22 protein-coding genes and 1 tRNA gene are annotated in these 23,546 nt (G+C 71.2%); 8 read left to right on the top strand and 15 right to left on the bottom strand.

The annotated features are described in order from the left end of the window. Positions 1 to 104: 104 nt before the first annotated feature. Both ACWCQS_RS08175 and ACWCQS_RS08170 read right to left on the bottom strand, forming a co-directional pair. Positions 105 to 1,232 carry an SPFH domain-containing protein gene (locus tag ACWCQS_RS08175; RefSeq protein WP_451003677.1) on the bottom strand — a complete coding sequence of 376 codons (1,128 nt, stop codon included), beginning with the start codon at positions 1,230 to 1,232 and terminating at the stop codon, positions 105 to 107. A 170-nt stretch (positions 1,233 to 1,402) separates the two neighbouring features. After that, positions 1,403 to 2,737: a peptidoglycan-binding protein gene (locus ACWCQS_RS08170; RefSeq protein WP_451003676.1), complete on the bottom strand. Its 1,335-nt coding sequence runs from the start codon at positions 2,735 to 2,737 to the stop codon at positions 1,403 to 1,405. Positions 2,738 to 2,923: 186 nt separating this feature from the next. Here ACWCQS_RS08170 and ACWCQS_RS08165 point away from each other — a divergent pair. The 4 genes from ACWCQS_RS08165 (at position 2,924) to ACWCQS_RS08150 (ending at position 8,169) form a co-directional block, all read left to right on the top strand. After that, positions 2,924 to 2,997, top strand: a tRNA-Lys gene (locus tag ACWCQS_RS08165). 177 nt (positions 2,998 to 3,174) lie between these two features. Further along, positions 3,175 to 3,978, top strand: a complete 804-nt coding sequence (locus tag ACWCQS_RS08160) for a FadR/GntR family transcriptional regulator (protein ID WP_451003675.1) — start codon at positions 3,175 to 3,177, stop codon at positions 3,976 to 3,978. A gap of 268 nt (positions 3,979 to 4,246) precedes the next feature. Next, complete coding sequence (locus ACWCQS_RS08155) at positions 4,247 to 6,238, top strand: glycosyltransferase family 2 protein (RefSeq protein ID WP_451003674.1); 1,992 nt, start codon at positions 4,247 to 4,249, stop codon at positions 6,236 to 6,238. Next, on the top strand, positions 6,235 to 8,169 hold the full coding sequence (locus tag ACWCQS_RS08150) for a galactose oxidase-like domain-containing protein (protein ID WP_451003673.1): 1,935 nt from the start codon (positions 6,235 to 6,237) through the stop codon (positions 8,167 to 8,169). The genes ACWCQS_RS08155 and ACWCQS_RS08150 overlap by 4 nt, the downstream gene beginning before the upstream one ends. A gap of 65 nt (positions 8,170 to 8,234) precedes the next feature. Here ACWCQS_RS08150 and ACWCQS_RS08145 read toward each other — a convergent pair whose 3' ends face one another. The 12 genes from ACWCQS_RS08145 to ACWCQS_RS08090 all read right to left on the bottom strand — a co-directional run bounded on the left by ACWCQS_RS08145 (position 8,235) and on the right by ACWCQS_RS08090 (position 19,015). Beyond that, on the bottom strand, positions 8,235 to 9,260 hold the full coding sequence (locus tag ACWCQS_RS08145) for a glycoside hydrolase family 6 protein (RefSeq protein WP_451003672.1): 1,026 nt from the start codon (positions 9,258 to 9,260) through the stop codon (positions 8,235 to 8,237). A 113-nt stretch (positions 9,261 to 9,373) separates the two neighbouring features. Continuing rightward, positions 9,374 to 10,045, bottom strand: coding sequence for a class F sortase (locus ACWCQS_RS08140; RefSeq protein WP_451003671.1), 672 nt, complete (start codon positions 10,043 to 10,045; stop codon positions 9,374 to 9,376). A 9-nt stretch (positions 10,046 to 10,054) separates the two neighbouring features. Next, positions 10,055 to 10,633, bottom strand: a complete 579-nt coding sequence (locus ACWCQS_RS08135; RefSeq protein WP_451003670.1) for a hypothetical protein — start codon at positions 10,631 to 10,633, stop codon at positions 10,055 to 10,057. A gap of 127 nt (positions 10,634 to 10,760) precedes the next feature. Next, positions 10,761 to 11,540 (bottom strand): HAD-IIA family hydrolase, encoded by a 780-nt coding sequence (locus ACWCQS_RS08130; protein ID WP_451003669.1) that lies wholly within the window; start codon positions 11,538 to 11,540, stop codon positions 10,761 to 10,763. 125 nt (positions 11,541 to 11,665) lie between these two features. Continuing rightward, entirely contained in the window at positions 11,666 to 12,721 is a 1,056-nt protein-coding gene (locus tag ACWCQS_RS08125) for a 2-aminoethylphosphonate ABC transporter substrate-binding protein (protein WP_451003668.1), read from the bottom strand. Positions 12,722 to 12,772: 51 nt separating this feature from the next. Then, entirely contained in the window at positions 12,773 to 13,570 is a 798-nt protein-coding gene (locus tag ACWCQS_RS08120) for an ABC transporter permease (RefSeq protein WP_451003667.1), read from the bottom strand. Continuing rightward, positions 13,557 to 14,339 carry a 2-aminoethylphosphonate ABC transporter permease subunit gene (locus ACWCQS_RS08115; RefSeq protein WP_451003666.1) on the bottom strand — a complete coding sequence of 261 codons (783 nt, stop codon included), beginning with the start codon at positions 14,337 to 14,339 and terminating at the stop codon, positions 13,557 to 13,559. Before ACWCQS_RS08115 ends, ACWCQS_RS08120 begins: the two co-directional genes overlap by 14 nt. Beyond that, positions 14,332 to 15,378, bottom strand: a complete 1,047-nt coding sequence (locus tag ACWCQS_RS08110) for an ABC transporter ATP-binding protein (RefSeq protein WP_451003665.1) — start codon at positions 15,376 to 15,378, stop codon at positions 14,332 to 14,334. Before ACWCQS_RS08110 ends, ACWCQS_RS08115 begins: the two co-directional genes overlap by 8 nt. 1 nt (position 15,379) lies before the next feature. After that, the gene (locus tag ACWCQS_RS08105; protein ID WP_451003664.1) at positions 15,380 to 16,078 is read right to left on the bottom strand and encodes an HAD family hydrolase; all 699 of its coding nucleotides are present in this window, start codon (positions 16,076 to 16,078) and stop codon (positions 15,380 to 15,382) included. Between the two features lie 7 nt (positions 16,079 to 16,085). After that, entirely contained in the window at positions 16,086 to 17,210 is a 1,125-nt protein-coding gene (locus tag ACWCQS_RS08100) for a TIGR03364 family FAD-dependent oxidoreductase (protein ID WP_451003663.1), read from the bottom strand. A 142-nt stretch (positions 17,211 to 17,352) separates the two neighbouring features. Continuing rightward, entirely contained in the window at positions 17,353 to 18,108 is a 756-nt protein-coding gene (locus tag ACWCQS_RS08095; RefSeq protein ID WP_451003662.1) for a GntR family transcriptional regulator, read from the bottom strand. A 49-nt stretch (positions 18,109 to 18,157) separates the two neighbouring features. Continuing rightward, complete coding sequence (locus ACWCQS_RS08090; RefSeq protein ID WP_451003661.1) at positions 18,158 to 19,015, bottom strand: hypothetical protein; 858 nt, start codon at positions 19,013 to 19,015, stop codon at positions 18,158 to 18,160. A gap of 158 nt (positions 19,016 to 19,173) precedes the next feature. Between ACWCQS_RS08090 and ACWCQS_RS08085 the strand changes: the two genes are divergently transcribed. Next, positions 19,174 to 19,584: a VOC family protein gene (locus ACWCQS_RS08085; RefSeq protein ID WP_450985438.1), complete on the top strand. Its 411-nt coding sequence runs from the start codon at positions 19,174 to 19,176 to the stop codon at positions 19,582 to 19,584. Between the two features lie 123 nt (positions 19,585 to 19,707). Here the strand turns inward: ACWCQS_RS08085 and ACWCQS_RS08080 are convergent, their stop codons facing one another. Further along, the gene (locus ACWCQS_RS08080) at positions 19,708 to 20,913 is read right to left on the bottom strand and encodes an ROK family transcriptional regulator (RefSeq protein ID WP_451003660.1); all 1,206 of its coding nucleotides are present in this window, start codon (positions 20,911 to 20,913) and stop codon (positions 19,708 to 19,710) included. Between the two features lie 56 nt (positions 20,914 to 20,969). On the opposite strand from ACWCQS_RS08080, the gene ACWCQS_RS08075 reads away from it, so the two are divergent. From ACWCQS_RS08075 to ACWCQS_RS08065, 3 genes are all read left to right on the top strand, one after another. Continuing rightward, entirely contained in the window at positions 20,970 to 22,049 is a 1,080-nt protein-coding gene (locus tag ACWCQS_RS08075) for a Gfo/Idh/MocA family protein (protein ID WP_451003659.1), read from the top strand. Continuing rightward, complete coding sequence (locus ACWCQS_RS08070) at positions 22,049 to 22,570, top strand: heme-degrading domain-containing protein (protein WP_451003658.1); 522 nt, start codon at positions 22,049 to 22,051, stop codon at positions 22,568 to 22,570. Before ACWCQS_RS08075 ends, ACWCQS_RS08070 begins: the two co-directional genes overlap by 1 nt. A gap of 86 nt (positions 22,571 to 22,656) precedes the next feature. Beyond that, positions 22,657 to 23,529, top strand: coding sequence for an LLM class F420-dependent oxidoreductase (locus ACWCQS_RS08065; RefSeq protein WP_451003657.1), 873 nt, complete (start codon positions 22,657 to 22,659; stop codon positions 23,527 to 23,529). Positions 23,530 to 23,546: the final 17 nt, after the last annotated feature.

The following is a 23,546-nucleotide window of genomic DNA, read 5'->3' as shown; positions in this document are numbered from 1 at the left end:
GTGAGCTGTGCAGGTAGGTCCAGACCAAGTGCCAGGTTATTGCCGTTAGTTGAACATGTCCATACCAATCTCGGCCCGTGCCGGGGGCCGTGCGGCAGGCCGGACTACGCCGGTTCCCCGCGCCCCGCGCAGAAGGCGACCGTCAGATCCCGCACCAGCACCTTCCGCTCGTAGTCGTCGAGTTCGACCAGACCGCGCCCGGTCAGCCGGGTCACCGTGTCCTCCACCGAGTCCACCACCGATTCGAGCATGCCGGCCCGCTGCCCGGCGTCCAGCCGGGCGATCCAGCGCCGATGCATCGCGGCGGCGACCTCCGGGACGTACTCCACCCGCAGCGGCTGCACCGCGAACACCTCCAGGCCGACCGGCTCGGTCTCCTCCGCCACCAGCCGGGTCAGCTCGTCCCCGGCCGCCGTCGCCCCGCCGTCCGTGCCGCCCGCCGGCTCCACCGGCACCCGCGCCAGCGCCGCCTCCACGCACTCGCGCAAATACGCCTCGTGGTCCTCGACGCCGAGCGTCGCCCGCGCGGTGTCCCGCATCCGCCACACCACCAGCACCGCCACCTTGAGCGGCACCCCGTCGGGATCCGCCGCCGGCATCGGCTCGCTGCGCCAGTGCCGCAGCCGCACATCGACCCGGTGGCGCGGCAGCAGCGGGTTCACCCAGAGCAGCCCGGTACGCCGCACCGTCCCCCGGTAGCGGCCGAACAGGCCGAGCACCCAGGCCCGCCCGGTCCGCCCCCGGGTCAGCCCGCCGAAGCCGAAGATCCCGAGCACACTGGCCCCGGTGTACGCCGCCCACTGCGCCGGGCCGAGCCCCGCGCCCAGGGACGCGGGCAGCCGCAGCACCTCCACCGCGGCCGGCGGGAGCTGCCCGGCCCACCAGGAGGTGGCCAGACAGCCGGTGATCCCGCACACCCCGGCCAGCGCACCGGCCGCGCCCGGCAGCACCCGCGCCGGGCGCTCCACCAGTTCCGGGTCGATCTCCGGCAGCGGCCGACGGCGCTCCGGCGCCGGGGGTGCTGCGTCCGGCTGCTCGCCGGTGTCCGGCCGACGGGCCACCACGGCGGGCTTCAGCGGCACCTTCACCGGGTCCAGCGGCTCGCTGTCGTCGCGGTAGAGCAGATGGACGGGGATCTCCGTGGCCGATCCGTTCTGGATCAGCCGGTCCGTGCGCTCGCCCGGCTCCAGTCCCTCGGATTCGGGCGGTGTGTGTGATGTGGTCGTACTCATGCGTGTCTCCAGCCTCCGCGCCAGACGCGTGATGAACAGGGGGATGAACAGGGGTTGGTGAGGATGCGTGATGAACAGGGGTGGTGTGCGGACAGGGATGGTGTGCGGGACAGAGCCCTTGGGGCCGGGGGCCGGCCGGGTCGGCGTCCCGTCGTGTGGTCGGGGTCCGGCTACGCGAACAGCCGGCGCCAGGTCTCCGGTCCCGGGTAGCCGTCCGCCGCGCCGCCGCGCCAGCCCTGGGTGCGCTGGAAGGCCTCCACCGCGCGCCGGTCCGCCTCGCCCCAGCGTGGACCGGGACCGGTGGCGTAGAACCTGCCGAAACCTTTCTCCATCAGCCGACGGCCCAGCTGCGTGACGTACGCGTTCTCCGCGCCCGGACGGAAATAGCCCCGGCCCGGATAGCCGGGCACCCCGTGCGAGGCCGGCACCCGCTGTGCGGCCGGCACGCCGTGCGCGGCCGACCGGCCCGGTCCTGCCGCCGGGGCGATGTTCTTGCCCTTGCCGGTGACCAGCAGTTTCCAGGTGCGGGGGCCGGGCAGCCCGTCGGCGTTCCTGCCGGTCCAGCCCTGGGCGAGCTGGAAGGCCCGGGTCGCCCGCCGGTCCGCCTCGCCCCAGCGCGGACCGGGGCCCCGGGTGTAGTAGCGGGCGCCGCCCCTGGCGATCAGCATCCGGCCGAGCAGGGTGACGTACGCGTTGTCGGCGCCCGGGCCGAAGTGGGCGGCGCCCGGATAGGGGACCTTCTTGAGCGCGGCCGGCGGCGCACCCGCGGTACCGGTGCTCAGGCCCTTGTAGCGGTAGGGGACGTACTTGTCGGCATGGCTCCAGTAGGGATACGGAGTGGCCTGCCGGCGGGTGTGCGGGGGTGTCTGCTCGTAAACCGTGTAGTAGGTGTGCGTGTAGTCCGTCCAGCCGCCGAAGATCACCACATGAGAGCCTTTCTCGGGGTCGTCGGGATTGTGGTAGAGCAGGATGTCGCCGGGTTCCAGCTCCTCCTTGGTGATCTTCACGCCGAACTGGTCGAGGCTGCCCGTCCACTCGTTGCTCGGCAGGCCCCAGGCCATGGACACATAGCCCGAGCAGTCCTGCCGGTAGCCGTCGCTCCAGTAGTCCTCCATGCTGTACGGCACCTGCGCGGCCACCCAGATCTTGGCCCGGTTGATGATCTTGGTCCGGGTGGTGGCGGGGACCCGGGCCGTGCCCGGCCCCGCCGGTTTGCCCTCGCGGCCGTGCAGCGGAGCCTGGGCGCCCTGGGGAGTGTCGGGCTCACCGCCATCGGCGGCGTCGGCGCGCGCGTCGGCGAGGCGGCCGGGGGCGACGACGGCGGCCGCCGGGGTGACCGCGCCGAGGACGGCGGACGCGGCGGCCACGGCCACGATTCCGCAGGCCGCCGAGCGGGCGCCGGAGCGGCCGGAGAACAGCCCGGGGCCGGCCCGCCGCCCCTGGACGCAGCCGGGGCAGTCGCAGTCGCGGGCGGGGGCGACTTCCTCGAACGCCGGAGCCGTCATGCGATCTACCTCACATTCGAAGGGGCTTTGTCCGTGAGTGTGCACATTGATCAGTTTTCCAACTGTCCGGCAGATCGCCACTTTGACGGTCCGAATGATGTACACACCCCTCCACGTCGCCGGCTGATCACCTGGGGGTGGTCACGGGCACCCCTCAAGGTCAGGTAGAGTTATCTCCGTCAGCAGGCGCCGCTAGCTCAGTTGGTTAGAGCAGCTGACTCTTAATCAGCGGGTCCGGGGTTCGAGTCCCTGGCGGCGCACGATGACGATGGCGAGCCACGTCCGCAAAAAGCGCGGACCTGGCTCGCCATCTCTGTTATTGCGCGGCTGCGCCGCGCGCGGTGGGGGCTCCGCCACCCACACCCCCGTGTCGCAGTGAACCGGTATCGAGAAGCGGAACAGGGTCGTCCCCCCGACTGGCCGGATACCCTCTGGCCATGGCAGCCCGGGACCTCCAGGAGCGGATCAAGAAGCTGATCGTCGACCGACGGCTGCCCTCGGGTGCCCCGCTGCCGACCGAGCCCGAGCTGATGGAGTACCTCGGCGCGAGCCGGAACTCGGTGCGCGAGGCCCTGAAGGCGTTGCAGGCGATGGGGATCGTGGAGATCCGGCACGGGTTCGGGACGTACGTCGGCTCGATGTCCTTCGCACCCATGATCGAGGGCTTGGCCTTCCGCACCGTCGCCGGGCACTACCGCGGCGAGGACTCCCTGCTGCAGCTGCTGGAGCTGCGCGAGGCCGTGGAGACCGGGCTGGTCTCGCGGCTCGCCGGGCGGCTGCCGGAGGCGGACCTCGTTGAACTGGACGCCCTCGTGGACCGTATGGAACAGGAGGCCGCCGAGGGGGCGGGCCTCGCCGAGACCGACCGGGCCTTTCACGCCACCCTCTACCGGGGGCTGGACAACGTGCTGCTGAGCGAGGTGCTGGAGGCGTTCTGGGACGCCTTCCACCGGGTGCAGCGGGATCTGGTGGACGTGCCGCAGGACCCCAGGGTCACCTGCCGGCAGCACCGGGAGATCCTGGACGCGGTCCGGTCCGGCGACTCACTGCGGGCGGAGGAGGCCATAAGAGATCACTTCGGCAACATCCGCGTCCGCCTCTCCACCACGGGCACTCCCCGGCCCGCCGAAACCACCGGCACGCCCCAGCCACCCGGGACCACCGGCCCGCCCCCGCCGCCGCAGACCACCGGCGCGCCCCCGCCTCCCGAGCCCCACGCGCGCCACAATGAACGGGTTTGATCGGTAAACACCGCGTTTCGCGTCTTGCGATCATGCGGAGCGCCGTAGAACCCTGGGTGTCCGAGCTGCCGCCGTTTGGAGGGAGTTGGGGGGAAGCAAACGGTTGCCGGACGGCGGGGCGGGGGCCCCGCCCATGAACCGATGCCGAGGGGGGCATCATGCAACCGGAAGGTCGCCGTCCCGTGTCTATGAGGTGGGGAAGACGTGGGGACTGCGAGCCACCACAGCGACAGAACACGCGGTGACCTGCGTGTGGGGGGAATGACTCATGACGTCGACGCCGAAGGGCGCCGGGCAGAGCCACGTTCACGACGATCCGTCACAGACCACTCAGTTGAGGGTGATCGGGCACCGGACGGGCCAGTTCCGCCGGATAAGGAAGAGCCTGCCGAGATACGACTACGAGCACTACAGCCGACTCGCCGGTCCCCTCACCCAGCCCGACCCGGGCAAGCCCTACAAGGTGCAGTACCGGTCGCTGCTCTCGCAGGAGCCGCACCGCATCCGCGCCGCGCTCATGCTGGGCGCGGCCCCGATCCTCTCCCTGGTCCTGCTGTTCTGGCTGCTGCAGCCCGAGCACTGGACCGAACGGGACTATCCCGCCTATGACTTCCTGCCGGCGCTCGACGTCGTCATGCTCGTCTCGATCGGCCTGATCGAGTTCTTCCGCTGCATGAACGTGCTGTCCAACGCGCACGCCACGCTCGTCGCCCGCGACCCCGTCCCGGTGATCCCGGAGACCGGCACCAGAGTCGCCTTCATCACCACCTTCGTGCCCGGCAAGGAGCCGCTGGAGATGGTGACGAAGACCCTGGAGGCGGCGGTGAAGCTCCGTCACCGCGGCCTGCTGCACGTGTGGTTGCTGGACGAGGGCGACGACCCGGCCGTCAAGGAGGTCTGCGCCCGGCTCGGCGTGCACCACTTCACCCGCAAGGGTGTGGAGCGGTGGAATCAGCCCAAGGGCCCGCACCGCGCCAGGACCAAGCACGGCAACTACAACGCCTGGCTGGCGGCGCATGGCGACGACTACGACTTCTTCGCCTCGGTCGACACCGACCACGTTCCGCTGCCCAACTACCTGGAGCGGATGCTCGGTTACTTCCGCGACCCGGACGTCGGCTTCGTCATCGGCCCGCAGGTGTACGGCAACTACGACACCTTCGTCACCAAGGCCGCCGAGTCCCAGCAGTTCCTCTTCCACGCCCTGATCCAGCGCGCCGGCAACCGCTACGGCGCCCCGATGTTCGTCGGCACGTCCAACGCGGTGCGGATCAGCGCCATCAAGCAGATCGGCGGCCTGTACGACTCCATCACGGAGGACATGGCGACGGGCTTCGAGATGCACCGCGCCAAGAACCCGGCGACGGGCCGGAAGTGGAAGTCGGTGTACACCCCGGACGTGCTCGCGGTCGGCGAGGGGCCGAACGCCTGGACGGACTTCTTCACCCAGCAGCTGCGCTGGTCCCGGGGCACGTACGAGACGATCCTCAAGCAGTACTGGAAGGGCCTGTTCACGCTGGGGCCGGGCAAGCTCTTCAACTACACGATGATGATCATCTTCTATCCGATGTCCGCCCTCAACTGGATCCTCGCAGCGCTGAGTTGCGCCCTGTTCCTGGGCCTGGGCGCCTCGGGCGTGAACATCGACCCGACCGTGTGGCTGATGCTGTACGGCAACGCCTCCGCGCTCCAGATCGGCCTGTACATCTGGAACCGGCGGCACAATGTCTCCCCGCACGAACCGGAGGGCTCCGGCGGTGTCGCGGGCATGGTGATGTCCGCCCTGTCCGCGCCGATCTACGCACGCTCCCTGATGGATGCCGTACTGCGCCGCAAGAGCAAGTTCGTGGTGACGCCCAAGGGCGAGTCGGCGAGCCCTGACACGCTGTTCGGGACGTTCCGGGTGCACTGGTTCTTCATCCTGGTCTTCGCCGGCTCGCTCGCCGCCGGCTTCGTGTTCGGGCACTCCCACCCCGCGATGCTCACCTGGGCCTCCTTCGCCCTGCTGATCACCGCCTCGCCGATCTGCGCCTGGCGGTACACGCTGTGGCAGGAGCGGAAGAAGCCGAGGCCGGCGGCGGCCACGGCGGCCGGCGAACCGCGGGACGCGGTGCCCGCCCCGTACGCGGCTCATCCGCCGCTCAGGCGGCCCACCTGGACGGCCGGCGAACAGCACGGGGACCGCGGCGCGGACCGGAGCGGGGAGAACGAGCAGACCATGCAGATCGCCCTTGGCGGACTTGGGGGAAGCAAGGAATGAAGGACCAGGCCGGCCGCCGTCGCGCCCGCAGGCTCGCGATCGGTACGGCGGTGGTACTCGCGCTGGCCGGGATGAACGGGCCGTGGCTCTATCGCTTCGGCACCGCGCAGTACCACCACTACAAGATCAACAGACCCGAGTACAAGGCCGAGAACGGCCACTGGGACATCATCGAGTTCCCGCCGGAGTACCGCCAGGACACCATCCACGCGGCGCTCCTGCACACCGGCAAGGTGCTGCTGGTGGCCGGCTCGGGCAACAACCAGGACAACTTTGACAAGAAGAAGTTCGACACCCGGATCTGGGACCCGGTCAAGGGCACGATCAAGAAGATCCCCACGCCCAGCGACCTGTTCTGCACCGGCCACACCCAGCTCGCCAACGGCAATCTGCTGATCGCGGGCGGCACCAAGCGGTACGAGAAGCTCAAGGGTGACGTCAAGAAGGCCGGCGGCGTCATGATTCTCTACAACGAGAACCCGGACAAGCCGATCACCCTGCCCGCGGGCACCAGGTTCACCGGCAAGCAGAACGGCAGGACGTTCGTCTCCCAGGACCCGGTGCTGATCCCGCGCGCCACGAAGGTCTTCGACAAGACCGGCAAGTGGCTGCGGAACAACCCCGGTTACGGCCGTGTCTATGTCGAGGCGCCGCAGGAGGGCGCCCAGTACGAGACCGGTACCCAGGACAACTACCGGATCCAGGGCCTGGCCGGCGCCGACGCGCGCAACACCTACGGCATCGCGCAGAAGCTCGCCCTCGACAAGAAGGACTTCGAGGGGATCAAGGACGCCTACGAGTTCGATCCGGTCGCCGAGCGGTACATCAAGGTCGACCCGATGAACGAGGCCCGCTGGTACCCGACGCTCACCACCCTGTCGGACGGCAGGATCCTCAGCGTCTCCGGCCTGGACGACATCGGTCAGCTGGTGCCGGGCAAGAACGAGGTCTTCGACCCGAAGACGAAGAAGTGGACGTACACGAAGACGGTCCGGCAGTTCCCGACGTATCCGGCGCTGTTCCTGATGCAGAACGGGAAGATCTTCTACTCGGGTTCGAACGCGGGGTACGGCCCGGACAACGTCGGCCGGGACCCCGGCATCTGGGACGTCGACACCAACAAGTTCAGCAAGCTCCCCGGGCTGAGCGACCCGAACATGATGGAGACCTCCGGAACCGTGCTGCTGCCGCCGGCGCAGAACGAGAGGTTCATGGTGATCGGCGGTGGCGGCGTCGGTGAGTCGAAGCTGTCCAGCAAGAAGACCCGGCTGATCGACCTGAAGGCGAAGAACCCGCACTTCGTGGACGGTCCCGAGCTGGAGAAGGGCACGCGCTATCCGCAGTCCTCGGTCCTGCCCGACGACACGGTGCTGGTCTCCGGCGGCTCCGAGGACTACCGGGGGCGCGGCGACTCCAACATCCTGCAGGCGCGGCTGTATCACCCCGACAGCAACAGCTTCACCCGGGTCGCGGATCCGCTGGTGGGCCGGAACTACCACTCCGGGTCGATCCTGCTGCCGGACGGGCGGGTGATGTTCTTCGGCTCCGACTCGCTGTACGGCGACAAGGCGAACACCAGGCCGGGGAAGTTCGAGCAGCGGATCGAGATCTACACACCGCCGTATCTGTACCGGGACTCGCGGCCGACGCTGAGCGGTGGCCCGCAGACGATCGCCCGCGGCGCCTCGGGGACGTTCACGTCGGATCACGCGGCCGGCATCAAGAAGGTGCGGTTGATCCGGCCGAGTGCGTCCACGCATGTGACGGACGTGGATCAGCGGTCGATCGCGTTGGACTTCAAGGCGGCTGGGAACAAGATCACGGTGACTGTGCCGAAGGATCGGAATCTGGTGCAGTCCGGGTGGTACATGCTGTTCGTGGACGATGATCAGGGGACGCCGAGCAAGGCGCAGTGGGTGCGGGTGCCGTAGCGCTCCCGCGGGTTGCATTGTCGGGTGCGGGAGCACTGTGGCTGAGCGCGCAGTTCCCCGCGCCCCTACCGTTGGCTGTTCTCAGCGAGTTCGAGAGCGTACGTCGCCCACCAATCGCCCGCCTTGGGCCCCCCCTTGCACTGCCCGTCGGACTCGCCCGGCCGCTTGACCCACAGATAGGCGTCCACCAGGGGGTCGGCCGTTTTCGTCGTCGGGGTCTCGCCCAGGGCGCGGCCCGGCGGGTTGCACCAGCGCTGGGCCGGGTCGCCGGACGTGTAGGGGCCGTTGCCGTTGCGGCTCGTGTCGATGACGAAGTGCTTGTTGCCGACCTTCGCCGAGAGCTGCTTGCCGTAGGCGATGGAGTCCTGGGTGGAGTAGAAGTTGGAGACGTTGACGGAGAAGCCGTCGGCCTGGTCGATGCCGGCCTGCTGGAGGGACTGGAAGATCTGGTCGGGGCGGCCCCAGCCGGCGTTGCCCGCGTCCAGGTAGACCTTGGTGTTCTTCAGCGACTTGAGCCTGGCGATCGCGCCCTTGAGAAGGTCGTAGCGCTCCTCGTGGAACTGGGCCGGGGTGCAGCCGTCCACGAGGTGGAGCACGGCGTCCGGTTCCAGGATCACGATGGCGGGACGGTCCTCGATGCCCCGGGCCACGGCGTCGATCCAGGCGCGGTAGGCGTTGCCGTCGGCGGCGCCGCCCTGGGAGTACTGGCCGCAGTCGCGGTGCGGGATGTCGTAGAGGACGAGCAGGGCCGTGCGGTCGGACTTCGCGGCGGCCTCGGTGAAGCCGCGCGCCTCCTTCTCCGGATTCTCCGGGCCGATCCACTCCCCCACCGGCTGCTCGGCGATCTTGCGGACCTGCGCGGCCTCGGCCTTCTTGCCGGACTTCTCGTAGGCGGCGAGCTGACGGGCCGCGGTGCCGTCCGGGTTCACCCAGAACGGATCGGCGGCCTTGGGCTGTTGGGTGATCCGGGCCCCCGGGTCGCCGTTCTTGTCCCCGCCACCGGAGGAGCATCCGGCGAGCAGCAGCGCCGCCCCCAGCACCGCCGCCGCCGACGCCCGCGCGGAAGAACGGGCCCCCCTGCTGTCGTACATGCGATTCCCCCCTGGGCGCACTGGTCCGGGTGTCCAATCGTGGCATATCCGCCCGGTCCGTCACGAGGTCGCGAGGTCGCGCGGCGGGGCGTACGGGGCGGGACGTACGGGGGTCAGCCTGCGGTTCCGGTGAGGTACGCGGAGACCACGACGTTGGCCGTGTAGCTGTGGGCGGCGCGGTCGAAGGGGCCGCCGCAGGTGATCAGGCGCAGCTCGGCGCGACCCGGCCGGTGGGGGCCGTAGGCCTGGCGGGCGTCGAAGCCTGCGCGGGGCAGGACGCGGACGTCGTCGATGACGAACTGGGCGACCTTGCCGTCCGAGCGGACCACCCGGACCGTCTCGCCGGGCTTGAGGGTGCTGAGCCGGTAGAAGACTGCGGGCCGGGTCTCCGTGTCGACGTGCCCGACCAGGAGAGCCGCACCCCTGGCGCCGGGTGTGGTGCCGGCGCCGTACCAGCCGACCACGCCCGGCTGGTCGAACGGGGGCGGGTCGACGGCGCCCCGGGCGTCCAGTCCCCGGCTCACCACCGGCGCCTGGACGCCCAGTTGGGGGATGTCGACGCGCTGGGGCACGGCGCCCGCCCCGAGCGGCGTGGCCGGGCTGGGCAGCCGGGCGGCCTGCGCGGGTGCGAGGCCGAACAGGTTCCCGGTGGCGGGGCCGTCCGCGGTGTGCGGTACGCCGGTCAGCCCGCGCCCCCACAGCCACAGCCCGAACAGCAGCACCGCCCAGGTCAGCCAGGTGATGAGCCGGTCGGTGCCGGTGGTGCGCCCGTGGTCGTCGGACATGGGCCGCGCTCAGCGGGTGCCGCGGCCGCGGCGGGTACGGAGTCCGACGGCGACCGCCGCGATGCCCGCGAGGGCCAGGCCGGTCACCGCCTGACCGGTGTCGGGGCCGGAGTCGGTGGTGGCCACCGTGGCGAAGTGAGCGGTGCCGCCGCCGCCCGCGGGGACGGGGGCGACGGGCAAGGGGGCCCCGCCGAACAGGCGGCCGGGGTCCTGGAACTGTCCGGCTGCCTGGTTGGGCGCCGTCCCCGGCGCCGTCCCCCTGCCGACCACCGTGATCCTGCCGCTGATCACGAAGTCGGCGCAGGTGATCCTGACGTCGTAGGCGCCCGCCCTGAGGGAGGAGCGGACGCGGGTCTCGCCGGACAGGGTGCCCTGGCTGCCGGTCAGCTGCGCGTCGGCGACGAACGCGTCCGAGACGGCGGTGCCCTGCCGCCCGGAGCAGCCGTGCACCCGCACGGAGACGTCGGTGCCGGGTGCGGGGGCCGCGGGCGTCACGGAGACCGAGCCTCCGTCGGCCGCGTGGGCCGCCGGAACGAACGCGGCGACGGCCAGGATTCCCGTACAGAGAGTGAGGCGTAGTGAGCCCATCGTGAACCTCCAGTTACCAGGAGGCTCCCCCGCGCCGGGCGCCTCCGCATCCTCGGGAGGCGCCCGATTGCTCCGAACGGGTGGATGAAGGTTTGAAAACCCCAGGTCAGACCCGTTTGGCGGCGGGTCAGACGAGTTCGACCAGGTCCGCGATGGAGTCGACGACCTGCGAGGGGCGGAAGGGGTAGCGGTCGACGTCGTCGGGCTGGGTGACGCCCGACAGCACCAGGAAGGTGCGCATTCCGGCCTCCAGGCCCGCGAGGACGTCGGTGTCCATGCGGTCGCCGATCATCGCGGAGTTCTCGGAGTGGGCCCCGATGGCGTTGAGCCCGGCGCGCATCATCAGCGGGTTGGGCTTGCCGACGAAGTACGGCTTCTTGCCGGTCGCGGCGGTGATCAGGGCGGCGACCGAGCCGGTGGCGGGCAGGTCGCCCTCGGTGGAGGGGCCGACGTTGTCCGGGTTGGTGGCGATGAACCGGGCGCCGTCGTTGATCAGCCGCACTGCCTTGGTCAGGGCCTCGAAGGAGTAGGTGCGGGTCTCGCCGAGGATGACGAAGTCGGGGGCGTGGTCGGTGAGGATGTAGCCGATGTCGTGCAGCGCCGTGGTCAGACCGGCCTCGCCGATGACATAGGCGCTGCCGCCGGGCCGCTGGTCGTCGAGGAACTGGGCGGTGGCCAGGGCGGAGGTCCAGATGTTCTTCTCCGGCACGTCCAGACCCATGCGGCGCAGCCGAGCGTGCAGGTCCCGGGCGGTGTAGATGGAGTTGTTGGTGAGCACCAGGAAGGGCCGCCCGGACTCGCGCAGCTTCTTCAGGAAGGCGTCGGCGCCGGGGATCGGAACACCCTCGTGGATCAGGACACCGTCCATGTCGGTGAGCCACGACTCGATCGGCTTGCGGTCTGCCATGTTGTGCGTCTCCTGGCGTGCGTACGGTCAAGAACAGCGGGGGACGCCGGAACCACGGCGTACCGACGTCCCCAGCCTAATCAGCGCGGCCTGATCTTGACCCGGCCCTACGGCGGCCGATCGGCTCAGCTTCCGGTGGCCGACTTCCAGTCCTCCACGTACGACGTGAGGTTCTTGTCGATGTCGTTCCAGTCCGGCTCGAAGATCTCCACGCCGTCCATCAGCTTGGTGAGGGCGATGGCGTTGGCGTCGGTGGCCTTGACGTCCTGGCGGGCGGCGAATCCGCCGCCGATCTCGCTGACCTCCTGCTGCTGCTTCTGCGCGAGCATGAAGTCGAGCAGCTTCTTGCCGTTCTCGCTGTGCGGGGCCTTGGTGACCAGGCCGGCCGCGTACGGCAGGGCGAAGGTGGTGGGCTTGCCGTCCTGGCCGGCCGGGAACCAGATGCCGAGGCCCGGCATGTCCTTGGACTGGGCGTAGTTCATCTGCACATCGCCGTTGGCGACGAGCAGCTCGCCCTTGTCCACCTTGGGCGCGAGCTTGCCGGTGGAGGCGGACGGGCCGACGTTGTTGGCCTGGAGCTTCTTCAGATAGGCGAGCGCCTGCTCCTTGCCGCCGAAGTCGTGGACGGCCTTGATGAGCACGGCGGTGCCGTCACCGGCGACACCGGGGGTGGAGTACTGGAGCTTGTTCTTGTACTTGGGGTCGAGCAGTTCGTCCCAGGTCTTCGGGGCCTGCTTCAGCTCCCTCTTGTTGTAGACGAACCCGAAGTAGTTGTCGACCACGGAGGTCCATGTGCCGTCGGCGGCCTTGTCGGCGCCGCCGACCTGGCCGAAGTCCTTCGGCTGGTACTTCTGCAGCAGGCCCTTGCTGTCGGCCTGCTGGATGAACGGCGGCAGGGTGACCAGCACATCGGCCTGCGGGTTGGACTTCTCGCGGACGGCGCGCTGCACCATCTCGCCCGAGCCGCCCTCGACGTACTTGACCTTGATGCCGGTCTGCTTGGTGAAGTCGGCGAAGACCTTGTCGTACCAGCCGTCGCCGTTCTCGCCCTTGAGGCCGTCGGCGCTGTAGACGGTGACGGACTGGGCGTCGGAGGCGGCGGAGGAGCCGCCGCAGGCGGACAGCACGGGGGTGGCGAGCAGGGCGAGGGCTATGGCGAGCGTGAGGCGGTTTCCGGACATGGCGAGGCCAACTCCTGGCGGGTGAAGGGATTTACGGGGGGTGCGGAGTGATCAGCGGTACGACGCCCGGGTGCGGACCCGGGAGACGGCGAACAGGACGAGCAGGGTCGCGGCCATCAGCACCACGGCGACGGCGGAGCCGGTGAACAGGGCACCGCGGTCGGTGGCCGCGTAGATCAGGACGGGCAGCGGGGTCCAGTCCGGCGGATAGAGCATCATCGTGGCGCTCAGCTCGCCCATGGACAGGGCGAAGCAGAGGCCGGCGGCGGCGGTGAGGGAGGGCAGCAGCAGGGGCAGGCGGACCCGCAGCAGGACGTGGGCGGGCCGGGCGCCGAGGGAGGCGGCGGCCTGTTCGTAGGCCGGGTCGAGGCGGGTGATCGCCGCCGACACGGACTGGTGGGCGAACGCGGTGACCAGCACGGTGTGGGCGAGGATCACGATCCACCGGGTGCCGTTGAGCAGCATCGGCGGCCTGGAGAAGGCCACCAGGACCGACAGTCCGACCACGACCGACGGCACGGCGACCGGCAGGACGAACAGGGCGTCCATGAGCCGCCGGTGGCGCTTCTTGAGGCCGGCGGCGGCCAGCGCGGCCCAGGTCCCGACGGTCAGCGCGAGCAGGCTGGCGGCGGTGGCGGTGAGCAGGCTGGTGGTGAGGGCCTGGAGGGCCTCGCCACGGGTGGCGGCACGGTAGTTCGCGGTGGTCAGTGCCGAGGGCAGCGCGCCGGACCAGTGGGTGGCGAAGGAGGCGCCGAGGACGACGAGCAGGGGAAGCGCGAACAGCGGCACGAACAGGACGAGGAACACCGCCCACACGGCCCACCTGGCCTTGCGGCTATGCACCAGCACGACGGCTCACCACCCGGTAGAGGCCGTAAAGCCCCACGGAGATCAGGACGTTGACGACGGCGACCACGCAGGCGCCCGGGTAGTCGGACTCCAGGATCGCCTTGCTGTAGACGAGCATCGGCAGGGTGGTGACCCCCTTCGCGCCGGTGAACAGCACGATCCCGAACTCGTTGAGACACAGCACCAGCACCAGGCTCCCGCCGGCCGCGAGCGCGGGCAGCGCCTCCGGCAGGACGATCCGGCGCACGATCCGGGGCGCCCGCGCTCCCAGCGAACCGGCCGCCTCCAGCTGCGCGGTGTCGAGCTGCGAGAAGGCGGCGAGCAGCGGCCGCATCACGAACGGCGTGAAGTAGGTGACCTCCGCCAGCAGCACACCCCAGGGCGTGGTGAGGAACTGGAAGGAGCCGATGATCCCTGTCGTGCCGTAGATGAACAGCAGCGCGAGCGTGATGAGGAAGGACGGGAAGGACAGGTACACGTCGATGAACCGGGCCACCCCCTTCGCCCCGGGGAACGGCACGAACGAGATGACCAGCGACAGCAGGAACCCGAGGACCAGGCACCCGGCGGTGGAGGCCAGCGCCAGCCAGACGGTGGTCCACAGCGCGTTGCGGAAGCCTTCGGAGGCGAAGACGTCGGCGTACGGCTGGAGGGAGGTGCCTCCGCTGTCCGGCTGGAAGGACTGCTGGACGACGAGGGCGAGGGGGTAGAGGAAGAAGAGGGCGAGGAGCGCCACGGGAGGAAGGGCCCACAGCAGCCGCCTACTCATGGCCGACCTCCGCGGGCAGCAGCACCGCGTCCTCGGGAGCGAAGTGCAGGGTCACGGTCTCTCCGTGCCGGGGCGGATCCTTCAGCTCGCGCACGTCCGCCATGACGGAATGCCCGTCGACCTCGACGTACAGCCGGTGCGTGGCGCCGCGCCACTGGATCTCCCGTACGGCGCCGACGAGTTGATTGGGGCCCTCGCCCAGCCCGACCAGATGCGGCCGTACACACAGCGTCGCCCGCGCTCCCGCGGCGGCGCCCGCCGTGTCGACCTTCAGTTCCGTGCCCGCGAACGCGACTCCCCCGGACCCCACGGTCACCGGCACCAGGTTCGCACCGCCCACGAAGGACGCCGTGAACTCGTCGCCCGGCGCCCGGTACAGCTCCCGCGGCGTACCACAGGCCCGCAGCTTCGCCTTGTCCATCACCGCGATCCGGTCGGCCAGTGTCAGCGCCTCGACCTGGTCGTGGGTGACGTACAGCATCGTCATGTCCGGCAACTCCCGGTGCAGCCGGGCGAGTTCGGCCAGCATCCCGGACCGCAGCCGGGCGTCCAGCGCGGACAGCGGTTCGTCGAGGAGGAGGACGTCCGGCCGGATGGCCAGCGCGCGGGCGATGGCGACCCGCTGCTGCTGCCCGCCGGACAGCTCGCGCGGGTGCCGGCGGGCGTAGGCGGCCATCCCGGTCAGCTCCAGCGCCTCGGCGACCCGCTGCCGTATCGCGCTCCTGGGCGTCTTGCGCGCCCTGAGTCCGAAGGCCACGTTCTCGTCGACCCGCATGTGCGGGAACAGCGCGTAACTCTGCACGACCATGCCGATGCCCCGCCGGTACGGCGGCAGGTCCGTCACGTCCCGGCCGCCGAGGAGCACCCGCCCGGACACGGGCCGTACGAACCCGGCGACCGCCCGCAGCGCGGTGGTCTTGCCGGAGCCGGACGGCCCGAGCAGCGCCATGACCTCGCCGGGCTCGACGGTCAGGTCGAGCGCGTGGAGGACGACGTTGCCGTCGTAGGCGACGGTGACGGAGTCGAAGCGGATGCTCATCTCACCGTTCTTCCCTGAGCAGGGCGGGCAGGCCGGCGACCGAGTCGAGGACGCGCGTGGCGCCGGCCGCGCGGAACTCCTCGTCGCCGTGCGCCCCGGTGCGCACGCCGGCGACCAGCCCGGCCCCGGCGCGTACCCCGCTGAGCACGTCGTAGGAGGTGTCCCCGACGACGGCGACCTGGCGTACGTCCTCGGCGGCCTTGGTGCGGACGAAGGCCTCCAGGACCATGTCCGGGTACGGCCGCCCGCGCCCGCCGGCGTCCGCCGGGCACAGGGTGAGCGGGACGAGGTCCCGCCAGCCGAGGGCGTCGAGGATCGCGTCCTGGGTGACCCGGGCGAAGCCGGTGGTCAGGACGACGGTACGGCCGCCGCCGGCCAGCTCCTCGATGGCCTCGCGCGCTCCCGGCACCGGGGCGATCAGGCCGCCGTCGACCAGATCGCCGTACGCCTTCTCGAAGGCGGTGTTGGCGCGCTGGGCGCGGTCCTCGGCGCCGAACAGGTGGCGGAAGACGGAGATCTTGGACTCGCCCATGGTGGCGCGGACGTAGGCGAGGTGCTCGGCGTGCTCGGCCGAGCCCGGCTCGACGCCGAGTTCGCCGGCCGCCGCCTCGAAGGCACGCTCGACCAGTCCGCCGTCGGCGACGGTCGTACCCGCCATGTCCAGGACGACCAGACGGATGTCCGGGGTGATGTCGGTCATGGGTTGCTCACCAGCCCAGTTCGTTCGCGGTGGTCTCGGCTATCGCGGGGGCGCAGGTCATGCCGCGCCCGCCGGGCCCGGTGACCAGCCACACCCCCTCGCGCACCGGCCGGCGGTGCACCACCCGGCCGGGCTCGGTGCACTGCGCGTACACACCGGCCCAGCGGCGGCGGATGCGCGGCAGCGGCCGGCCGAGCAGGGACTCGACGATCCCGGTGAGGTGCTCGTACGGCTCCTCGACGGTGTCGAAGGCGAAGGGGTGCTCGTACTCGTGGGTGTCGCCGATGGTCAGGCCGCCGTCGGCGCGCTGCACCATGAGCAGCTGCATCTTGTGCGTGGCCGCGGTCTCCGGCTGCGGCTGCCGGGCGTTGAGCTCGTCCAGCGCCGGGGAGGCGTAGGCCGGGTAGTAGCGGAAGCTGTCGGCGTCGGCGACGGAGGTCGGCAGCGGCTCGCCCAGCGGGTCGGTCTGCATCATCTGCAGGCGGACCCGGTGCACCGGGAGGGCCGGTCCCGCAAGTTCGCGGACCAGTCCGCCGAGCCAGGCGCCGGTGCACAGGACGACCGTGTCGGCGCGATGGACGTCGCCGTGGTCGTCCCGGACGGTGCCGGCGCCGACGACCTCGCGCACCTCCCGGCCCGGCAGGAAGGTGTAGTTCGGGGACTTCAACAGCTCGGTTCGGAGGGCGAGTTGGGCGGTGCGCGGCTCGACCGCCGCGTCCCGCTCGCAGTACAGGGCGGCGGTGAAGTCGCCCCGCAGGGCCGGGTTGAGGGCGCGGGCCTCGCTCGGGACAAGGAGCTTGTAACCGCGGGCCGCGGCGTCCGGGCGGGCCACGGCGGCCTCGGCGACGGCGAGTTCCAGGGGGCCGCGGACGGGGGTCAGGGACCCGTTCGCCCTGAAGCCCAGCGCCGGCACCCGTGCGCCGATCCCTTCCCACAGCTCCCGCGCCCGCAGCGCGGTCTCCAGCTCTTCTCCCGCGGCGCGGCCACTGACCCAGATCTGCCCGAAGTTGCGCAGCGAGGCGCCGCGCGCCTCGGCCTCGCGCTCGATCTGGACGACCTGGTGGCCGCGCTGTACCGCATGCCAGGCGTGCATGGTGCCCACCACGCCTGCTCCGACGACTGTCACTTTCACGACGGCAACGCTCCTCGGGATCGGGGAACCGGAGACATCCGGCTGACAACGCGAGCGTGAACGACCCATCACGTTTGGGCTAGACCCGTTATCTTTCCGTGACATTGAGGAGGGGGGTCGATACCCGGACATCAGTCGCTTTTCAGCCCTTGAGGTGGGTGGTGAAGGAGAACCGGTCCCCGCGGTACAGCGAGCGCACGCGCTCCAGGGGTCTGCCGTCGGTGTCCCGGGAGACGCGGTGGATCAGCAGCATCGGCAGGGCGGGCGGGGTGCCGATGAGCAGGGCCTCGCGGGGCGTGGCCAGCACGGTCTCGATGCGCTCGTCGGCGTCGCCGAAGGAGATGCCCTGGCTGGTCAGATAGCCGTAGAAGGAGGAGTCGGGGTCGAAGTCGGCGTCCAACCGGGGCACCCGCTCGACGGCGACGTACGTGCTCTCCAGGCCGACCCGCTCCTCGTCGGCGAGCAGCACGCGCTCCAGGTGCCAGACAGGTTCGCCCCGGGTGAGCCCGGTCTCGGCCGCGAGGGCGTCCGGACAGGGGAAACGGTCCAGGGAGACGAGCGCACGACCGGGCGTACGGCCCTGCCGGCGCACACCCTCGGTGTAGCTCGCGAGCGACAGCGGCTGGGCGAGCTTTGGCCCGGCGACGACGGTTCCCCGGCCCTTGCGCCGCAGCCGCCCTTCCAGCACCAGCTCCCGTACGGCCTGCCGTACGGTCTCCCGGGCGACGTCGTAGCGCTCGGCGAGGTCCCGCTCGGTGGGGATGACGCTGTCCTCCCCCAGCTCCGCCAGCAGCGCGGCGATCCGTGCCTTCACCGCGTAGTACTTGGGGATACGCCCGTGCTCGGGGATGCCGGAGCGGACGGGGGCGCCGGGGGCCTGGTCGTTCGGGTAGTCCACGCAGGGATCGTCGCAGACGGCAGGGGTATCCGAGGTACGGCCCCCGGGCTCAGCGGCGTCTGCGGGCCAGCAGCAACGCGCCGCCGGCGACCCCGAGAAGCGCGGCGGTGGCCGCGAGCAGCCCTTGGGCGAGGCGGGATCCGGTCAGCGCCAGCTCACTCGGGTCCTCCGCGTCACCCTCCCCCACGGCGGCGTACGGCAGGTCGGGGTCTGCGGTGGGGGCGGCCGGGGTTTCGGTGCCGGTGCCGGGTGTGGCCTGCGGGCCGCCGGACGCGCTGGGTGCCACACCGCCGCCGTCCTGGGAGGCGTCCGGAGCCGGGCCCTGCGTGGCGTCCGGAGCCGGCGACGCATACTCCCCGATCCCGAAGCGGTAGGCATTGGACTCCCCGACCCAGTCCCCGTCGTCACCCCGGCGCTGGACGACGGCTGCGTTGGCGGTGACCTGGTTGGCTGCGGTGCCGGAGGGGAACACGAGTCTGACCTTGACGCTGACGGTCCTGCCGGGCGGTACGGCGAACCCGTTGAACCCGGCGCCGTCGAGCACGCCGATCAGCTCCTGCTCGTCGGTGCTCTCGAACGTCACCGGCCGGGCCGTGCGGCCGTCGTAGAACTCCAGCTTGGGCTGGTTCGGTTTCAGCTCGCGCTTGTCGTCGACGAGGACGATCAACGGATGGATGCCGGTGCAGGCGTGGCTGGTGGTGTTGGTGAGGTCGATGTACCAGGTGCCGTATCCGCCGCCCGCCTCGTAGGAGGGCGGGCCGCCCCGGATCCGCGCGGCGAGCGGGAAGGCCCGCGGGTTGCCGGCGGTGCAGGCCGGGGGCGGGTCGGCGAGTGCGGCGGCCGGCGCCGCGGGGCCGACCACCCAGGCGGAGGCGGACGCGGCGGCCGCGGTGAGGCAGAGGGCCAAAGGTGTAAATGGTCGCATAAACACATAACCATGTCGGTCAGATGGGCACACCCGCGTCCGCCACTCCGGTACGGGCCGCGAAGTCCGCTCGATCGGCGGGGTAACACTTGAACAGGCCTGCGCACCCTGCCCGACAACAGTGCTGAGGAGCATGCAACATGAAGATCGCGACGTCCCAGAAGATCACCACGTTCCTGATGTTCGAGGGCGTCGCCGAGGACGCGATGACCTTCTACACCTCGCTCTTCGACGACGCCGAGGTCGTCAACGTCACCCGCTACGGGGCCGACGGCCCGGGCAAGGAGGGGAGCGTGCAGCACGCCACGTTCTCGCTCGCCGGTCAGCAGTTCATGTGCATCGACAGCCCCGCGCACCACGACTTCACCTTCACGCCCGCGATCTCACTCTTCGTGCAGTGCGAGGACGAGGCCGAGATCGACCGCCTCCACGCCGCCCTCACCGAACAGGGCACGGAACTCATGCCCCTGGGCAACTACGGCTTCAGCGCCAAGTTCACCTGGCTCAACGACCGCTTCGGCGTCTCCTGGCAGCTGAACCTGCCGGCATGACCTGACCGACGCCCACCCACCGAGCCGCGTCAGACCGTACGCGGCTGCGGGTCCGCCGTGGCCGCTCGCGCAGTTCCCCGCGCCCCTTCGGGGCGCTCCCGCCACAGCACAGCGCAACGCCCGTCACACATCCCCCCGCCCGAACACCGGCGCCAACAGCAACTGCGCGGCCCCCTCCGCCACCACCCGCTCCCCCCGCGGAGCGACCCGCACGGATGCCCCACGCACCCCCTCCCGCCGAGCCCGGGCATCGAGCACCTCCCCGACTCCCCGCACAAAACCCTCCGGCGCCCCCGCGATCGTCCGCCCGCCGAGCAGCACCACGTCGATGTCCAGCAGCCCGACCAGATTCGCCGCCGCCACCCCCAGCACCCGCGCCGCCTTCCCGGCCTCCCCGCGCCCCACCGCCGCCAGGCACAGCGCCTCCACGCACCCCCGGTTCCCGCACTCGCACAGCGGCCCGTCCAGCTGGATCACCTGGTGTCCGAACTCCCCCGCCCCGGTCCGCGCCCCCCGATGCACACGCCCACCGATCACCAACCCGGCCCCGAGCCCCGTACCGAGATGCAGATAGGCGAAGGAGCCGCCCTCGCCCCCCTCACCCCCGACCGACAAGCCGAGCGCCGCCGCATTGGTGTCCTTGTCCACCACCACCGGCACCCCCAACCGCTCCCCGAGCGCGTCCCGCAACGGAAACCCGTCCCACTCGGGAAACCCGGTCACCCGGTGCAGCACCCCCCGCGCATGATCGAGCGGCCCCGGAAGCGCCACCCCCACCCCGAGCAGCGACCCGGCCCCCGCCGGACCCTCCCCGCCCGGCCCTTCCTCACCCGGAAACGCGCCCAGCACCTCCCGCACCACCCCCGTCACCGCATCCCCGACCACCGCCAGCACAGCCTCCGCCCCGGCCCCCAGATCCAGCTCGGCCCGCCGCTCCCCCACCACGGCCCCGTCCAGATCGACCAGCACCACCCGCAGCTCGTCCCGGTCCAGATGCACCCCCACCGCGTGCCCCGCCTCGGGCACCAGCCGCAGCACGGTCCGCGGCTTGCCCCCCGTCGACGCCCGGCGCCCGGCCTCCGCCGCGAACCCCTCCTCCCGCAGCCGCGCGGTGATCTTGCTGACGGCCTGCGGGGTCAGCCCGGTCCGCTCGGCCAGTTCGAGCCGGCTGATCCCCTCCGCCCCGGCATCCCGCAGCAGCCCCAGCACCAGCGCGGCGTTGTGCGACCGCACCGCGACGAGGTTCGCCCCCACCGGCCCGCCACCGCTCGCCGACACTCCGCCCGCGGACACACCGCTCGCCGTCCTCGTCCTGTTCACGCCACCCATTGTCCCCACCACTTGCACTTTGGCAACAGCGTTGCGAAAGTAGCTCCATGGGATCCATGACAGGGCGCACGACCGCCACCCCTCTCCGCGTCGGCCTGATCGGCTACGGCCTCGCCGGCTCCGTCTTCCACGCCCCGCTGATCGCCGCCACCGAGGGCCTCGCCCTGGACACCGTGGTCACCTCCAACCCGGAGCGGCAGCAGCAGGCCCGCGCCGAGTTCCCGGACGTGACGCTCGCCGCCGGCCCCGAGGACCTGTTCGACCGCGCGGACGAGCTGGACCTGGTCGTCATCGCCTCCCCGAACAAGACGCACGTCCCGCTCGCCACCGCCGCCCTGAAGGCGGGCCTGCCGGTCGTCGTGGACAAGCCGCTGGCCGGCACCGCGGCCGAGGCCCGCGACCTCGCCGCCCTCGCCGAGGAGCGCGGACTGCTCCTGTCGGTCTTCCAGAACCGCCGCTGGGACAACGACTTCCTGACCCTCCGCAAGCTGATCTCCCAGGGAGACCTGGGTGACGTATGGCGCTTCGAGTCCCGCTTCGAGCGCTGGCGCCCCCAGCCCAAGGGCGGCTGGCGCGAGTCCGGCGACCCGGCAGAGATCGGAGGTCTGCTCTACGACCTCGGCAGCCATGTCGTCGACCAGGCGCTGGTCCTCTTCGGCCCGGTCACCGAGGTCTACGCCGAGACGGACCTCCGCCGCCCCGGCGCCGAGACCGACGACGACACCTTCATCGCGCTCACGCACGCGAACGGCGTCCGCTCCCACCTCTACGTCTCCGCGACGACCGCCCAGCTCGGCCCCCGCTTCCGGGTGCTGGGCTCGCAGGCGGGCTATGTGAAGTACGGCCTCGACCCGCAGGAGGCGGCCCTGCGCGAGGGCCTGCGCCCCGGCCCCCGGTGGGGCGCGGAGCCCGAGTCCCTGTACGGCCGTATCGGCGCCGGAGAGTCCCCGCTGACCGGCGGCGGCACCCCCGTACCGACGCTCCCCGGCGACTACCCCGCCTACTACACGGCCGTCGCCCGCGCCCTGGCCGGCGCCGGCCCCAACCCGGTGACCGCCCTGGAGGCGGCCGCCGCCCTCGACGTACTGGAAGCGGCCCGCAAGTCGGCCACGGACAAGGTGACGGTGACCCTCTGATGCCACACCAGCAGCACCCCCAGCACCACCCGCAGATCACCCCCAGGACCACCCCCGAACTCACCCCGTCCGTGGAGGAGTTGGAGGCCCAGGAACGCCGCCTGGTCTTCCCGCGGTTCACGTACGACGACGCCTGGGCCCTCGGCTCGCTGCTGGTCGAACTGGCCCGGGAGCGCCAGGCCCCGGTCGCCGTCGACATCCACCGCGCCGGCCGGCAGCTCTTCCACGCGGCCCTGCCGGGCTCCACCCCCGACAACGACTTCTGGATCGCCCGCAAGCGCCGGGTGGTGGAGCGCTACGGCGCCTCCTCCTATCTGGTCGGCGCCCGCTTCCGCGCCAAGGGCACGACGTTCGAGGACTCCTCCCGCCTCGACCCCGACACCTACGCGGCCCACGGCGGCTCGTTCCCGATCAACGTCGAGAACGTGGGCGTCATCGGCGCGGTGACCGTCTCCGGGCTGCCCCAGCTCCAGGACCACAGGTTCGTGGTGGAGGCGCTGGAGCAGTTCCTGAAGGTGTGACACCCGCCGGGATTACGTGACGGATCCCTCCGGTTGGGAATGGCTGCAGACGTGATGATCACGGCCCCACCCGGAGGGACAGCCCCATGAGCACCGTGAGCACCTTGAAGGACAGGATCGGCCGGTACGGCATCTGGAGCATCGGCCTGCGTGCGGAGGACCCCTCCCGGCGCGGTGAACTGGGCGAGGCGGCTGCCGAGTTGGAGGAGCTCGGCTTCGGCGCCGCCTGGCTGGGCGGCAGCAGCGCCGCCCGGCACGCCGTACCCCTGCTGGAGGCGACCGACCGGCTCACCGTCGGCACCAGCATCCAGAGCATCTGGCAGTACGACGCCGAGACCAGCGCCGCCGCCTTCGCCGAGGTCGACGCGGCACACCCCGGCCGCTTCCTGCTCGGCCTCGGCGTGAGCCACGCCAAGCTCGCCGACCAGTACCGCCGGCCGTACTCGGCCCTGGTCGCCTATCTCGACGCCCTGGACAAGGCCGGGGCGCCCGCCGACCGCCGGGTGCTGGCCGCCCTCGGCCCGAAGGTCCTGGAGCTGTCCCGCGACCGGGCGGCGGGCGCGGTGCCGTACCTGGTCACGCCCGAGCACACCGCGCACGCCCGCGAGATCCTCGGCGCCGACCCGCTGCTCGCCCCGGAACTGAAGGTCGTCCTGGAGAGCGACCCGGCCCGTGCCCGTTCCCTCGCCCGCGACACCCTCGCGATGTACCTCGCCCTGCCGAACTACACCAACAACTTCCTCCGGCACGGCTTCACCGAGGACGACCTGGCCGACGGCGGCAGCGACCGCCTGGTCGACGCCGTCTTCGCCTGGGGCGACGACAGCCGCATCCGGGACCGCATCGACACCTTCCACGAGGCGGGCGCGGACCACGTGGCCCTCCAGGTGGTGTCAGGCGGCGACAGGAACACCCTCCCGAGGGAGCAGTGGCGCCGCCTGGCTTCTCTCTTGGGGTGAGCTCAGGCGCCCCGAGG

Source organism: Streptomyces sp. NPDC002076 (assembly GCF_053593835.1).
Note: the sequence above shows the minus strand (reverse complement) of the source record. Positions and strands in the feature narration are given on the sequence as shown.